12 protein-coding genes and 1 pseudogene are annotated in these 14,840 nt (G+C 63.7%); 10 read left to right on the forward strand and 3 right to left on the reverse strand.

Annotation, left to right across the window (positions count from 1 at the left end; all coding sequences use genetic code 11):
• Nucleotides 1-12: 12 nt before the first annotated feature.
• The 3 genes from LB528_RS02920 to LB528_RS02930 all read right to left on the reverse strand — a co-directional run bounded on the left by LB528_RS02920 (nucleotide 13) and on the right by LB528_RS02930 (nucleotide 3,560).
• Nucleotides 13-1,806 carry a TRAP transporter large permease subunit gene (locus LB528_RS02920; protein ID WP_224713778.1) on the reverse strand — a complete coding sequence of 598 codons (1,794 nt, stop codon included), beginning with the start codon at nucleotides 1,804-1,806 and terminating at the stop codon, nucleotides 13-15.
• Nucleotides 1,803-2,408, reverse strand: a complete 606-nt coding sequence (locus LB528_RS02925; protein ID WP_224713779.1) for a TRAP transporter small permease subunit — start codon at nucleotides 2,406-2,408, stop codon at nucleotides 1,803-1,805. The genes LB528_RS02920 and LB528_RS02925 overlap by 4 nt, the downstream gene beginning before the upstream one ends.
• A gap of 246 nt (nucleotides 2,409-2,654) precedes the next feature.
• Nucleotides 2,655-3,560, reverse strand: coding sequence for a branched-chain amino acid ABC transporter permease (locus LB528_RS02930; RefSeq protein WP_224713780.1), 906 nt, complete (start codon nucleotides 3,558-3,560; stop codon nucleotides 2,655-2,657).
• Between the two features lie 94 nt (nucleotides 3,561-3,654).
• Here LB528_RS02930 and LB528_RS02935 point away from each other — a divergent pair, with 94 nt between their 5' ends.
• The 10 genes and pseudogenes from LB528_RS02935 to LB528_RS02980 form a co-directional block, all read left to right on the forward strand.
• Entirely contained in the window at nucleotides 3,655-4,263 is a 609-nt protein-coding gene (locus tag LB528_RS02935; protein WP_224713781.1) for a CGNR zinc finger domain-containing protein, read from the forward strand.
• On the forward strand, nucleotides 4,256-4,786 hold the full coding sequence (locus LB528_RS02940; protein WP_224713782.1) for a hypothetical protein: 531 nt from the start codon (nucleotides 4,256-4,258) through the stop codon (nucleotides 4,784-4,786). The genes LB528_RS02935 and LB528_RS02940 overlap by 8 nt, the downstream gene beginning before the upstream one ends.
• A 195-nt stretch (nucleotides 4,787-4,981) precedes the next feature.
• A pseudogene (locus tag LB528_RS02945) lies at nucleotides 4,982-8,467 on the forward strand (indolepyruvate ferredoxin oxidoreductase family protein); the annotation flags it as partial.
• Between the two features lie 147 nt (nucleotides 8,468-8,614).
• The gene (locus LB528_RS02950; RefSeq protein WP_224511729.1) at nucleotides 8,615-10,930 is read left to right on the forward strand and encodes a putative bifunctional diguanylate cyclase/phosphodiesterase; all 2,316 of its coding nucleotides are present in this window, start codon (nucleotides 8,615-8,617) and stop codon (nucleotides 10,928-10,930) included.
• A gap of 151 nt (nucleotides 10,931-11,081) precedes the next feature.
• The gene (locus LB528_RS02955) at nucleotides 11,082-12,029 is read left to right on the forward strand and encodes an N-acyl amino acid synthase FeeM domain-containing protein (protein WP_224713783.1); all 948 of its coding nucleotides are present in this window, start codon (nucleotides 11,082-11,084) and stop codon (nucleotides 12,027-12,029) included.
• 92 nt (nucleotides 12,030-12,121) lie between these two features.
• Nucleotides 12,122-12,271, forward strand: coding sequence for a DUF3096 domain-containing protein (locus tag LB528_RS02960; RefSeq protein ID WP_023729728.1), 150 nt, complete (start codon nucleotides 12,122-12,124; stop codon nucleotides 12,269-12,271).
• Nucleotides 12,272-12,418: 147 nt separating this feature from the next.
• Nucleotides 12,419-12,643 carry an aa3-type cytochrome c oxidase subunit IV gene (locus LB528_RS02965; RefSeq protein ID WP_041000220.1) on the forward strand — a complete coding sequence of 75 codons (225 nt, stop codon included), beginning with the start codon at nucleotides 12,419-12,421 and terminating at the stop codon, nucleotides 12,641-12,643.
• Between the two features lie 85 nt (nucleotides 12,644-12,728).
• Complete coding sequence (locus LB528_RS02970) at nucleotides 12,729-14,009, forward strand: Re/Si-specific NAD(P)(+) transhydrogenase subunit alpha (protein WP_224713784.1); 1,281 nt, start codon at nucleotides 12,729-12,731, stop codon at nucleotides 14,007-14,009.
• Nucleotides 14,009-14,428 (forward strand): NAD(P) transhydrogenase subunit alpha, encoded by a 420-nt coding sequence (locus LB528_RS02975; protein ID WP_140545871.1) that lies wholly within the window; start codon nucleotides 14,009-14,011, stop codon nucleotides 14,426-14,428. The genes LB528_RS02970 and LB528_RS02975 overlap by 1 nt, the downstream gene beginning before the upstream one ends.
• A 1-nt stretch (nucleotide 14,429) precedes the next feature.
• Nucleotides 14,430-14,840, forward strand: a 411-nt coding sequence (locus tag LB528_RS02980; RefSeq protein ID WP_224713785.1) for an NAD(P)(+) transhydrogenase (Re/Si-specific) subunit beta, incomplete at its 3' end; no start/stop codon positions are given.

Genomic DNA, 14,840 nt, shown 5'->3' on the forward strand with positions numbered 1-14,840 from the left:
GACGCGGTCACCTCAATTGAAACTCGGCGGCTTAGAAAGGTCGGGCGCCGGCGCCGCCGGCTTGGCCGGCGCATCGCCGAAGCTCGGCGGCTGCGACAGGTCGGGCGTGCCGGGAGCCGCCGGGGCGCCGCCATTGGCCGGCGCCGCGCCGTTGTTGTTCGCCGGGGCTGTGCCGAGCGGCGACAGCGACGGCATGTCCGGCAGCTTGAGGTCGATGGTGCTGGGCTCCACCGCGGCGCCCTTGTAGCGCATGACCATCTGCGGGAAGGCGATGGTGAGCCCGATCATGATCACCTGGATACAAACGAACGGCACGGCGCCCCAATAGATCTGCCCGGTGCTGACCGGCGCGATCTGCTTGCCTGTGATCCTGTCGAGATAGGGCACGCGGGCCGCGACCGAGCGCAGGTAGAACAGCGCGAAGCCGAAGGGCGGATGCATGAAGCTGGTCTGCATGTTGACGCCGAGCAGCACGCCGAACCAGATCAGGTCGATGCCGAGCTTGTCGGCGGCCGGCGCCAGGAGCGGCACGATGATGAAGGCGAGCTCGAAGAAATCGAGGAAGAAGGCAAGCACGAAGACCAGGATGTTGACGCCGATCAGGAAGCCGGTCTCGCCGCCGGGAAGCGAGGTCAACAGATGCTCGACCCAGACATGGCCGTTGACGCCGTAGAAGGTGAGCGAAAAGACGCGTGCACCGATCAGGATGAACAGCACGAATGAGGAAAGCCTGGTTGTCGAGGCCAGGGCCTGGTTGATGACGTCCCTCGTCAAGCGGCCCTTCATCGCCGCCATGATGAGCGCGCCGACGGCGCCCATGGCGCCGCCTTCGGTCGGCGTGGCGATGCCGAGGAAGATCGTGCCCAGCACCAGGAAGATCAGCGCCAGCGGCGGGATCAGCACGATCACGACCTGTTGCGCCAGTTTCGACATCATGTTGATACGCAGGCGCTGGTCGAGGATGGCGACCACATAGATGACGATGACGCCGACGGCGAAACCGAGGATATCGGCATTGTCGCCCCGCGTCGGGGCAAGGTAGCGATAGGCGCCGTAGGAGATGGCGCCGGTGACCAGCAGCGCCACGATCAGCGACAACACGCCGTGACCGAGCGTGCGGGCTTCGAGCGGCAGCGCCGGCATCGATTTCGGCCGGACGATCGACATGATCAGGATGTAGAGCATGTAGATGCCGGTCAGCACGATGCCGGGGATCAACGCGCCGGCGTACATGTCGCCGACCGAGCGTCCCAGCTGGTCGGCGAGCACGATCAGCACCAGCGACGGCGGGATGATCTGGGCGAGGGTGCCGGACGCGGCGATGACGCCGGAAGCCACCCTGCGGTCATAGCCGTAGCGCAGCATGATCGGCAGCGAGATCAGGCCCATGGCGATGACGGAGGCCGCCACCACGCCGGTCGTTGCGGCAAGCAGCGCGCCGACGAAGATCACCGCATAGGCAAGCCCGCCGCGGATCGGCCCGAACAACTGGCCGATCGTGTCGAGCAGGTCCTCGGCCATGCCTGATCGTTCAAGCACGATGCCCATGAAGGTGAAGAAGGGGATCGCCAGCAGCGTGTCGTTGGACATCACCCTGGTGCCGTAGAAATTGTCCGGCAGCGCGTGCAGCAGCGGCCAGGCGAGGTTGATCGACCCGCCGGAGTAGGGCGAGACCAGCACGCCGATGAAGAAGAACAGCAGGCCGTTGGCGGCGAGCGAGAAAGCGACGGGGTAGCCGATCAACAGGAAGATGATCAGCGACGCGAACATGATCGGCGCCATGTTCTGCGCGATGAATTCGATCATGAGCGGACCTCGCCCGCGAGCGCCTTGGCTTCCTCGGCCAGCGCCTTGGCCTCGAGCTCGGCCTGCTCATGCGCCGAGATGAAGGGAGTGGGATCGTCCATGTCGCCGCGCATGATGGCGATCTTCTTGATGATCTCGGAAACCCCTTGCAGCGCGAGCAGGAAGAAGCCGACGAGCAGGATGGCCTTGGCCGGCCAGACGATCAGCCCGCCGGCATTGGTCGACATCTCGCCGCTGCGGAAGGACAGCGACACGTAAGGTACGAAATAGATCACCATCAGCATGACGAAGGGCATCAGGAAAAAGAGATGGCCGAAGAGGTCGATCCGGTGCTGCACGCGGCGCGAGAACATGCCGTAGACGATGTCGATGCGGATATGGTCGTTCTGCTTCAGCGTGTAGGCGGCGGCCAGCATGAAGGCGGCGCCGAACAGGTACCATTGCAGCTCCAGCCAAGCGTTGGAGGAGGTGTCGAACACCTTGCGGATGACGGCATTGCCGGCGCTCACCAGGATCGCGAGCAGGATCAGCCACGAGACCCAGCGGCCGATGAACTCGTTGATGCGGTCGATCGTCCTGGATAGAGCGAGCAGCCCAGCCATGCATAGTCCTCCCTCGTGCATCGGGCCCGAAAATCACGTTCGATTTTCGGAAAGCACGATGCGTAGACTCAAAGTGCCATGCGGCGCGCCCGATACCCCCTCCGGCGTCGCGCCGCCTAGCCCAACGATATGCAGTGCGTGGTCCGGCAGGTCAACATGACAAAGCCGCGGCAAACAGATCGGTAAGCCGCGCAGGGGCGGAATGCCGCCGCGTGACGCGACGTCATGCAACGAAAGTCTGGGAGCTTAGGCGATCTTGGCCTGGTCGCGCCCGGCGCCGATCAGAACCAGCATGACGACGAGGAAGAGATAGATCCAGGCGTCGCGCCATTCGAGCGGGAAATAGCCGGCCCAGAGCGATTCCGCCATGCCGAAGGTCGCGGCGCCAAGCGCTGCCTTGAGCGGCGACAGATAACCGCCGACCGCCGTCACGAACAGGATTTTGAGACCGTAGACCAGTCCGGTGCCAAAGGAGACATTGCCGTAATAGAGGCCGGCAAGGACGCCGGCCAAGGCGGCGCAAAAGCCGCCGAACAGCACAGCGCGGCGGAACACGGCGGTGACGTCGACGCCGCACATCGCCGCCGCTTTCGGATCGTCGGAGACGGCGCGCCAGGCGCGGCCGAAGCGCGAATGCGAAAACAGCCAGGCCGCCAGCGCCACCACGCCGATGACACAAGCGCAGTCGAGCAGCTGGATGACGGTGAGCGTGACCTTGAAGCCGTTACCCTGGGCAAAGGTGACGGGATTCGCGAGCATCGGCGGCAGCCACAGGTCATGCGTGTCGGCGGCGATGCGGCTCGCCTCCGACAGGAAGACGAGAATGCCGAGCGTCGTCACCACGATGGCGTTGGGCGAGCGATCGGCGAGCCTCTCGAAGACACTGCGCGACAGGACGTGGCTGATCAGCGCCGCATAGAGAATGGCAGCGGCCACCCCGAGCGTCACCGCGGCGGCGAGCGTCAGCCACAGCGCCTGATAGCCGAAGGCGGCGGTCAGGATCATCGTCTGGCCGCAGAAGGCGAACAGCGCGCCATAAGCCAGGTTCGTGCGATGCAGGATGCCATTGGTCAGCACATAGCCGAAGGCGAGCAGCGCATAGAGCGCGCCGGAATGCAGCCCGTTCAGCACCTGCTGGAAGAAATAGAGCATGCGGCGTCCTCGGGTCCTGCACCCTGACCTCCATCTGGACCGTTGCATCCAGAATCTAACTTGTCAAACACGTTTTATCGGTTAGATTTCTGTCATGACGGTTTCCTGGACCCCGCACCGCTTCACCGGCGGCTTCCTTGCGCTCGATACGGCGAACACGGTCGTGCTGCGCAACGACCCGGAAAAGTCCTTCGACCGTTTCGACGACCCGGCCGAGATCGCCCGCTTCGCCGAGGCGGCGAGCAGCTTTCGCGCCGCCGAGCTCGGCGGCCGGCGGCTGCAGGCGCCGGAACCGGGCGAGATAAAGCCGACCGTCATCTCGATCCGCGAAGCGACCGATCGCCTGTTTCGCCATGCCGTGTCGAACGGCGCGGTGGCGACCAGCCACCTGCCGGACTTCCTCACGGCCTGCGCCAGCGGGCTGTCCGGCAGCGCGACCGAGATCGGGAGGCCGGGCCAGCCTTTCGGCGATCCGCAATCGCCGATCGCCTTCGAGGCGGCTTTGGCCGTCTCGGCGCTGTCGCTGTTGCGCGACGAAACGGTGGCAAGGCTTAGGATCTGTCCCAATTGCAGCTGGCTGTTTGTCGACCGCAGCCGCAACGCCAGCCGCCTCTGGTGCGACATGGCCGTTTGCGGCAACCGCCAGAAGGCAAACCGCTATTACCGCCGCCGTACAGCGGCGAGGGAGGCTCCCAATGCTTAGGAAATTGTCGCATTCGATCGTCCTCGGCGCTGCCCTGGTCGCCGCTGTCACGCTCGGCGCCTGCCGCGACGCCGGCAACGACCAGCTCTTTGCCATCTCCGGCAAGCTGTTCGAGTTCAATTACCGGCTCGCCATCGCCACCTATGTCATCACGCTGAAGCCGCTGCGCCCGATGGTCGACGGCCAGGTCGCGGTCGTGAGCTTCCAAAACCCGGCCGGCGGCGACCCGCTCGTCGTCAACCAGAAGATCTGGCCGAAGCTGCCCCATATCACGCTGACCAGTCCGCCGCTCTCCTGCGTGGTCAAGGACAAGCCCTACAAAGTCTCGATCCGCATCGAGGATGCCAGCGGCACATTGCTGCAAAGCATCGACACCACCATGACCTCGTCGGAGGATCAGACCATGCTGCCGGATCGGCCGTTGGTGATCGGACCGAAATACGAGCTCAATCCTGACCTTGCCGGCCATCCTGACGGCAGGCTGCCCGATGCGCAGAAGCCGGATTGCTCGAAAGCGACCTGAAACGCCCAGCGCTCACGAAATTTTTGTTCCTCCGGAAGTGGTTAGCATGCTCTTGCGTGCGCGGCTTGCCACTCGCCAGACCGTTTGTTGCGTGTTATTTGGCCTCTGCGATTTTGTTTGACCTCACCGCCAAGGGAAGAAAGACTGCGGCGTCCCACTCCGACGTTGGCTGCCTGATTTGAGGCGCCTCCGCAGAGGAAATACCTGATGACGCTGCACGACGTCGCGCTCGACGACAAGTTCAACCTTGGCAAGGAGCGCGTCTTCCTGTCCGGCGCGCAGGCGGTCGTGCGCATGCTTCTGATGCAGCGCGAGCGCGACCGCCGGGCCGGCCTCAACACGGCGGGCTTCGTCTCCGGCTATCGCGGCTCGCCGCTGGGTGGTCTCGACATGCAGCTGTGGCGGGCCAAGAAGCAGCTTGCGGCCGCCGACATTGTCTTCCAGCCCGGCCTAAACGAGGAACTCGCCGCCACCGCATGCTGGGGCTCGCAGCAGACCGAATTGCTGGGCGAGGGCACGCATGACGGCGTCTTTTCCGTCTGGTACGGCAAGGGGCCGGGCGTCGACCGTTCCGGCGACGTCTTCCGCCACGCCAATCTGGCCGGCTCGTCCAAGCATGGCGGCGTGCTCGCCCTGATGGGCGACGACCATATGGCCGAATCCTCGACCAATGCGCATGCCACCGAATTCCTCTTTGTCGACACCATGGTGCCAATCCTCAATCCGGCCGGCGTCCAGGAGATCATCGACTACGGCCTTTACGGCTTTGCCATGTCGCGCTTCGCCGGCACCTGGGCGGCGATCAAATGCGTCAAGGACAACATCGAATCGACGGCCTCGGTCGACGCCTCGATCGAGCGTCTCAGCATCGTCATTCCCGAGTTCGACATGCCGCCGGGCGGCCTGAACATCCGCCATGAGATCGACATGCTCGGCCAGGAGGAGCGGCTGCATGAATATAAGCGCGCCGCCGCTTCCGCCTTTATCCAGGCCAATGGTCTGAACCGCATCGTCTATTCCGGCGGGCGCAATCCCAAGCTCGGCGTCATCACCATCGGCAAAAGCTATCTCGATGTCCGCCAGGCCTTGGAGGATATCGGCATCGACGAGGCGGCCGCCAACCGCATCGGCATCCGCCTGTTCAAGGTCGGCTGCCCTTGGCCGCTCGATTTCCAGCACATCGCCGAGTTCGCCCGCGGCCTCGACACCATCGTCGTCGTCGAGGAAAAACGCTCGTTGATCGAGGTGCAGCTGCGCGAGAACCTCTACGGCACCGCCATCCAGCCGGTGATCGTCGGCAAGAAGGACGAGCGCGGCGATTGGCTGTTCCCGGCCAAGGGCGCGCTCGACCCGAACGAGATCGCCATCGCGCTCGGCGAGCGGATCCTGCGCACCATCGGCCCGTCGGAAGAGATCGCCGCGCGGGTGGCGAAGTTGCGCCAGTTCCAGGCGATGCTTGCCGACACCGTAGATATCGGCTCGCGCACGCCTTTCTTCTGCTCGGGCTGCCCGCACAATTCATCCACCAAGATACCGGACGGCTCGATCGCCGCCGCCGGCATAGGCTGCCATTTCATGGCGCTGTGGATGGACAGGAACACGGTCGGCTTCACCGCCATGGGCGGCGAGGGCGCGCAATGGGTCGGACAGGCGCCGTTCTCGAAGCGCGACCACATCTTCCAGAATCTCGGCGACGGCACCTACAACCACTCCGGCGTGCTGGCGATCCGCTTCGCGCTGTCCTCCGGCGCCAACATCACCTACAAGATCCTCTACAACGATGCGGTGGCGATGACCGGCGGTCAGCCGCATGAGGGCGGCCTGACCGTCGACATGATCGCGAGACAGGTGCGCGCCGAGGGCGTCGAGCGCATCGCCGTCGTCACCGACGAGCCCGACAAATATGCCGGCAAGGCCGATTTCCCGGCCGGCATCAGCATCCATCACCGCGACGACCTCGATCTCGTCCAGCGCGAGTTGCGTGGGCTCAAAGGCGTTTCCGTTCTCATCTACGATCAGACCTGTGCCGCCGAGAAACGCCGGCGCCGCAAGCGCGGCACCTTCCCCGATCCGGACAAGCGCGTCTTCATCAACGAACTGGTCTGCGAAGGCTGCGGCGATTGCGGCGTGCGGTCGAACTGCGTCTCCATCCAGCCGGTCGAGACCGAATTCGGCCGCAAGCGCCGGATCGACCAGTCGAGTTGCAACAAGGATTTCTCCTGCCTCAACGGTTTCTGCCCGTCTTTCGTCACCGTACATGGCGGCAAGATCAGGAAAGCTGAAGGCATTGCCGGCAGGGCCGATCCTCTCGACGGCGTGCCGGCGCCGGCTGAGTTCCGCATGGGCAACCAGGGCTGGGCGGCGATTATCGACGGGGTCGGCGGCACCGGCGTCGTCACCATCGGCGCGGTGCTCGGCATGGCGGCGCATCTCGAAGGCAAGGGCTGCGGCATGATCGACATGGCGGGCCTTGCCCAGAAGGGCGGCTCGGTCTTTACCCATGTCCGCATCGCCCCTACACCCGACGACATCCACGCCATCCGCGTTTCGGCGGGCAAGGCCGACCTTGTGCTCGGCTGCGATCTCGTCGTCTCCGGCGCCAAGAAGGTGCTGGGCGCAGTGCGCGAGGGCCATACGATCTTCCTCGCCAACACCGCCGAGATCATGCCCGGCGAGTTCACCCGTTCCGCCGACTTCTCGCTGCCGGTCGAGCGGCTGAAGAAGGCGATCCGGGCGGCTGCCGGCGACGACAAGGCGCATTTCTTCGACGCCACCCGCACGGCGAGCGCTCTGTTCGGCAATTCGCTCGGCGCCAACATGTTCATGCTGGGCTTCGCCTTCCAGCATGGCGGCCTGCCGCTTTCGGCCGAAGCCGTTGAAAAGGCGATAGAATTGAACGGCGAAGCGGTAGCGATGAATATCGCGGCCTTCCGCTGGGGCCGTCGTGCGGCGCACCAGCCCGACTTCGTGCGCGGCCTGGTCGCCCAAACCGGCAAGCCGGCGTCGAAACCCGCCGAGACTCTGGACGATGTCATCGCCCGCCGCGTCGCCTTCCTCACCGCCTATCAGAACGCCGCCTACGCCAAGCGCTACGCCGACCGTGTGGCGACATTGGGCGTCGCCGAAGCCAAGGCCGTGCCCGGCTCGACCGCGGTGACCGAAGCCGTCGCCAAAAACCTCTTCAAGCTGATGGCGATCAAGGACGAGTATGAGGTGGCGCGCCTCTACACCGACGGCACCTTCGCCGCCGACCTCGCCCAGCAGTTCCAGAGCTATGACAAGCTTGAATTCCACCTCGCGCCGCCGATCCTTGGGCGGCGCGGCAATGACGGCAAGCCCCGCAAATCGAGCTTCGGCCCGTGGATGATGAAGGGCTTTCGGCTGCTGGCGGCGATGAAGGGCCTGCGCGGAACCGCCTTCGACCTTTTCGGCTACACGGCCGAGCGGCGCATGGAGCGGCAGCTGCTGAGAGAGTATGAGGCCGATCTCGACCTCATCGCCGGCGCGCTGGCGCCTGGCAGGGTGGAGGCCGCGACGGCTCTGGCCTCCGTGCCGGCGCTGATCCGCGGCTACGGCCATGTCCGACAGGCCAGCGCCGACAAGGCGGCGGGCGAGCGTGCGCGGCTGATCGAGCGTCTGGCCCAGGCTCCGGCGGAGCCGGCACTCCGGGCGGCGGAGTGATCGCACCAGCCGGCCGATTGTTTGCCGAAGGATTGAATTCTCTGATCTGCCTGCGGTTTCGTAACTTCGGCAACCGAAGTCAAGCCGCTGTCTAAGCCTTTCTTAAGGCGGGCGTGGCATTAGAGGGCGTAGTGTTGGGCCAGCGACATGGGCAGAACAAAGACCGAGAACATCCCGGCGGATGTCTATATCCAGTTCGTGCGGGCATTGTTCGACAACGCCGGCATGGTGGCGATCGGCGGCGTATGCTACTGGATTCTCGGTTTCATGGTCTACCTGCGCACGCAGGATCTGCTTTATTTGGCGTTGGCTTTCGTTCTGCTATCGGCCAGCCTCTGGCGGTACTTCAGCATCCAAGGCTTCCATAGAGCGGGCGGCACCATAGCAAGTGTCGCAGAGGCAGAAGCGATAGAGCGCAATTACATTCTCAAAGGCAGCGCGCAGGGCCTCGCATTGGGGTCATTCTGCTTCGTGTCGATCTATCTGCGTCCTGATCAATTTGCTGAACTGGCGTCGGTATCGTTGTCGTTGACGACCCTGGTAACGGTTGTCGGACGAAGCTACGGGTCCATGCGCATGGTCCAGATTTTTTCCTTGACCCTCGTCGGGCCTGCGGCTCTTGCGCTCATCCTGCGCTTGGATATGCCTTCTGTCGTCCTCGGCTTGATGATCATCCCGCTGACGTTCGTCACCATCAGCAGCGCCGACCATGTCCGCAACGTGCTCTTCTCCGCGGTCATCGGCCACAAGCAGGCCAGGAAACTGACGCGCCGGTTCGATCGCGCGCTCAACACCATGTCGCATGGCCTGGTCATGCTGGGACCCGACGGGCGCGTCGCGGTGGCCAATGCCGAAGCCGCCCGCCTGATGTCGCTGAAATCGGGCGATGCCTTGCTCGGACGCTCGATCCACGGCCTTTTGATGCGCGGTGTCGCCGGCGGCATGCTGGCGCCGAAAGACTGCCGCTACATCGAGGCGCAGCTGACGCGCGCCTTACGGGAGGGCCGCGACCGCAAGGTGCTGGTCTCTCTCGCTAATGGCCAGCACTACGAATTCTCCGCCCGCGAAGGCAGCCAGGAACTGGGCGTCATCACCTTCGAGGATGTGACGGCCCGCGTCGAGGCGGAGGAAAAGATCCGCTTCATGGCGCGCTACGACAATTTAACCGGCCTGCCGAACCGCGCCTATTTCCACGAGCTGGTCGGCGAGGCCATGGCCTCCGGCGACCAGGACCGCCTGTGCGGCCTCGCGGTGCTCGACCTCGACGACTTCAAGAGCGTCAACGACACGCTCGGCCATCCCGTCGGCGACGGGCTGATCTATGCCGTCGCCGAGCGCCTCGCGGCGATTGCCGGACCGGGCATCACCGTCAGCCGCTTCGGCGGCGACGAGTTCATGATCTTCTTCGATCGCGTCGAGGACGAGAGCCATCTCAGCACCCTGCTCGACCAGATCTTCGCAGATCTGCAGGGCGAGGTGGACGTCGCCGGCCACGGCTTGCGCATCCAGAGCAGCGGCGGCGCGGTGCTTTCCAGGGTCAAGGACACCGACGCGGACGCCATGATCGTCAAGGCGGACCTTGCCCTCTACAAGGCCAAGGAACTCGGCAAGAACAGCTGGCGGCTGTTCGAGGCGGCCATGGATGCCGCCTTCCGCAATCGCCAGCTGATGAAGGCCGACCTGCGCAATGCCGTGCAGGCCAGGGAATTGCGCGTCGTCTACCAGCCGATCGTGGCTGTCAGCACCATGCGCATCGCCAGTTGCGAGGCGCTCTGCCGCTGGGATCATCCCGACCTCGGCCCAATCTCGCCCAGCGTCTTCATCCCGCTCGCCGAGGAGATGGGCATCGTTTCCGAGATCAGTACTTTCGTGCTGGAGGCCGCGTGCGCCGAATGCGCCAAATGGCCGGCCCAGACCAGCGTGTCGGTCAATCTATCGGCCAAGGACTTCCGCAATCGCGATATCGTCCAGAAGGTCAGCGCCGCCTTGGCCAAGTCGGGCCTTGCAGCGCATCGGCTCGAAATCGAGGTCACCGAGACCGCGTTGCTGGACGACAAGTCGCTGACGCGCGAGTCGATCGAGGAACTGAAGGCGCTCGGCGCGCGGATCGCGCTCGACGATTTCGGCACCGGCTATTCCAGCCTCAGCTATTTGCACAAGCTGCCGCTCGACAAGATCAAGATCGATCGCTCGTTCCTGGTCGATTTGAACCAGAACCGGCAGTCGCTCGATCTCCTGAAGGGGATCGTCGGCCTGTCCCGGACGCTGGGCCTTTCCGTCACCATCGAAGGGGTCGAAACCTTCGAGCAACTGAAGACGCTGGTCCATCTGGTCAAGCCGGACTTCGTGCAGGGCTTCCTCTTCGGCGCCGCGCTCAGCGCGTCGGGCATCGAGACGATGTCGAGTGTCACGTGGCCGTTTGCCGCGGATTTGTATATCGCCGGCAAACGAACAGCCAGTTGAACGCAATTCCAGGAAGGTGCGGAGTGTGTCTCACCTGGAAATGCGTTCAAAAAACAGGTCGAATGTTCATCCAATGAAAGGATGACAGCCGGGCGCTGTCTAAATCCGCCACGTCCTGGTGCGCGCGACACCTGTTTTCAGAATCACCGTGATGATCGCCGCCAGTTCGGATCAGACACCCCTCGGCTGCACGATCCTGCTTTTTTCGCATGAAAGATCGACGAACGATTCACGGCCATTAAGGTTAACAACCGGTAAATCCGCGATATCGAATTTTCAGCTTGTGTCTCATTTCAACTCGAATAGCCTATTTATAAGCGGAATTCGAGGACGGACTATGGTTGTTGCTAGAAAGAGCGCGTCGGTCGACGCCAGCGCTAGAATCGACTCGGTGCTCAACCGATCCATGATGCAACTACTGGATCATGTCGAATATCGTCTCATCACCGGGGGTGAAGATCAGGAGGCGATCTACCGGCTCCGCTACAACTCCTATCGGCGCTCAGGTATGTGTGGTCCGATCGCGAGCGGTATGTTCGAGGATCGCTGGGATAATCTGCCCAACGCCTACCGGTTCGGTGTCTATTGCTATGGCCAATTGGTCAGCACACTGCGCTTCCATTATATTACCAGCGAGTGTCCGTGCTCGCCCTCCGTCGATGCCTATCCGGAAATATTGAAGGAGCGGCTTGCGCGCGGAGAAACCTTCATCGATGGAACCCGGTTCGCAGCCGATCCTGCCAGCGCACCGTCGCCCGGAGTGATACCTTTCCTGACACTCAGGATTGCCATGGTCGCCTCTTGTTATTTTGGCCAGGACTCGGTGCTGACGCCGGTCAAGATGGAGCATTCCGCTTTTTACGTTCGTTACTTTCAGGCCGTGCAGAGGACAGAGGGTAAAGTATTTCCGGGCGTTCTTCCCCCGCTCGCACTGTTCGAAATCCCGGCAGGAGAAAACATGCGCCTGACGCTCAAACGATTGCCGTTCTTCAGATCGACGCCAATGGAGCAGCGGATGATGTTCGGTAATCCGGCCATAAACCGGCTGACGCCCCTCACCATTCTGCCGACGGCGAAATACTATCGCGCCGCGGCCTGAACGCAGGCCATGAACCTTTCACCGGCTGCGCCGCTATCCGCTCCGCAGCCCGCCTGACGGGCGATTGCCTGCCGAATGAAAGGATCCCCGACATGACCATCCACTCGCTCGCGCTGACGCCGCTGATCTCGCTGATCGCCGGCGTGCTGATCCTGGTGATGCCGCGGCTCCTCAACTACATCGTCGCGCTTTACCTGATCGTTGTCGGCCTGCTCGGCCTTTTTCCCCATCTCGCCGGCTGAAATCCCACTCGCCGCGCGGACGAAGCACGGCGTTCAATTTCAACATTCGTTTGAGGCTGTTGTCGCAGGCTGTGCGGCAATAGCGCCATTGCTCTTGGTTCGGCTTTTCGCTATGTGCCTCAAAGGCATTTTCGAAGGGGTACTTCCATGGCTGATCACTCGCCGACCGGTCCTGTCGAGCTTGGCGCGCAAATGGACTATGCCGAGCACGATCGTACCTACAAGGCCTTCCTCGGCCTGGCCAAATACGGCTCGCTGGTCTGTGCAGCCATCCTTATTGCAATGGCCTTCGGCTTCTTCGTCGGCGGCTTCTTTTCGGCGACCATCCTGTTCATCCTGATCATGGCCGTCGGCGCTCTCATTCTGCGGTAGATTTCCCAAGCCAATTGCACTTGACGTCACCGGACGTCCCGGCCGACGCCTTGCGCATCAAGGTTCCAGCCGAAAGGATAATCCGGTGGGACAAACAGTATTCATCCCTCGTGAGGTTGACCCGAACGAGCCGCGCGTCGCGGCCTCGCCGGAGACGGTGAAACGGCTAGTGGGCCTGGGCTTCGACGTGATCGTCGAGAAGGGCGCCGGCCTCGGCTCCCGCATCCCCGACCAGGATTTTGCTGCTGCCGGCGGCGCCATCGGAACGGCGGCCGACGCCAAAAAGGCCGATGTGGTGCTGAAAGTGCGCCGGCCGACGGATGCCGAGTTGAAGGGCTACAAGTCCGGCACCGCCGTCATCGCCATCATGGATCCCTACGGCAACGACGCCGCTGTTGCTGCGCTCGCCAGTGCAGGGGTCACCGCCTTTTCGATGGAGTTCATGCCGCGCATCACCCGCGCCCAGTCGATGGACGTTTTGTCCTCGCAGGCCAATCTCGCCGGCTACCAGGCGGTGATCGACGCCGCGGCCGAATACGACCGCGCGCTGCCGATGATGATGACGGCGGCGGGCACCGTGCCGGCGGCGAAGGCCTTCATCATGGGCGTCGGCGTCGCCGGCCTGCAGGCGATCGCCACGGCAAGACGGCTTGGCGCGATCGTCACTGCCACCGATGTGCGCCCGGCGGTGAAGGAGCAGGTGCAGTCGCTCGGCGCAAAATTCCTGGCCGTCGAGGACGAGGAGTTCAAGGCGGCCGAGACGGCCGGCGGCTACGCCAAGGAAATGTCGAAGGAATACCAGGCCAAGCAGGCGGCGCTGACCGCCGAGCACATCGCCAAGCAGGATATCGTCATCACCACTGCGCTGATCCCTGGACGGCCGGCGCCGAAGCTCATCTCGGCCGCCATGGTCGCCTCGATGAAGCCGGGCTCGGTGATCGTCGATCTTGCGGTGGAGCGCGGCGGCAATGTCGAAGGCGCGGTGCCCGGCAAGGTCGTGACGACGGAGAACGGCGTCAAGATCGTCGGCCATCTCAACGTGCCCGGTCGTGTTGCTGCATCCGCCTCGCTGCTCTACGCCAAGAACCTCTATGCCTTCCTCGAGACGATGGTCGACAAGGCGGCGAAACAGCTTTCGATCAAGCGCGACGACGAGTTGGTCAAGGCGACGATGCTGACCGATGGCGGCAAGGTCGTGCATCCTGCCTTCGCCAAGGCGACGGAAGAGCCGCGCACCGAGCCGGCTGCCATTCCCGCGACGATCATGGTCGCTGAGGCATCGCCAAAACCTGCCGCGAAGAAGGCTGCGACGAAGCAACCCGCCGCAGCCAAGTCGCCCTCGTCCAAGTCGAAAGGGACCGCGTGATGGAACAGCTGCAGAAAGCCCTCGACCAGCTCGATCAGGCGACGGCCGCCGTCCGCCTTGCCGTGCAAGACCTGGCCAACGCGCCCGCAGGCGAGGCTGCCGGTAATGCCGCGCATGCGCTTTCGGGCGGCGCCATCGATCCCTTCGTCTTCCGCTTTGCCATCTTCGTGCTGGCGATCTTCGTCGGCTACTATGTCGTCTGGTCGGTGACGCCGGCGCTGCACACGCCGCTGATGGCCGTCACCAACGCCATCTCCTCGGTCATCGTCGTCGGCGCATTGCTCGCCGTCGGCATCGCCGCTTCCGGCCTTGCCGCGGGCTTCGGCTTCGTCGCCCTGGTGCTGGTTTCGGTCAACATCTTCGGCGGCTTCCTGGTGACCCAGCGTATGCTCGCCATGTACAAGAAGAAGGAAAAGTGACGTGACCGTCAATCTGGCTTCCTTCCTCTATCTCGTCTCCGGCATCCTGTTCATCCTGGCGCTGCGCGGCCTATCGCACCCGACCACCAGCCGCCAGGGCAATCTCTACGGCATGATCGGCATGGGCATTGCCATCGCCACCACGCTGGCGCTGGCGCTGCCTTCGGCCGGCCGCCTCGGCCTGATCGTGCTCGGTCTCGCCATCGGCGGCGGCATCGGCGCGGTCACCGCGCGCCGCATCGCCATGACCTCGATGCCGCAGCTGGTCGCCGCCTTCCACTCGCTCGTCGGTTTTGCCGCCGTCATGGTGGCCGCCGCCGCCATCTATGCTCCGGAAAGCTTTGGCATCGGCACGGCGGGCGACATCCACGCCCAGGCGCTGGTCGAGATGAGCCTTGGTGTGGCCATCGGC

The organism is Mesorhizobium sp. CA4, from assembly GCF_020165075.1.
In the GTDB taxonomy this organism is placed as follows: domain Bacteria; phylum Pseudomonadota; class Alphaproteobacteria; order Rhizobiales; family Rhizobiaceae; genus Mesorhizobium.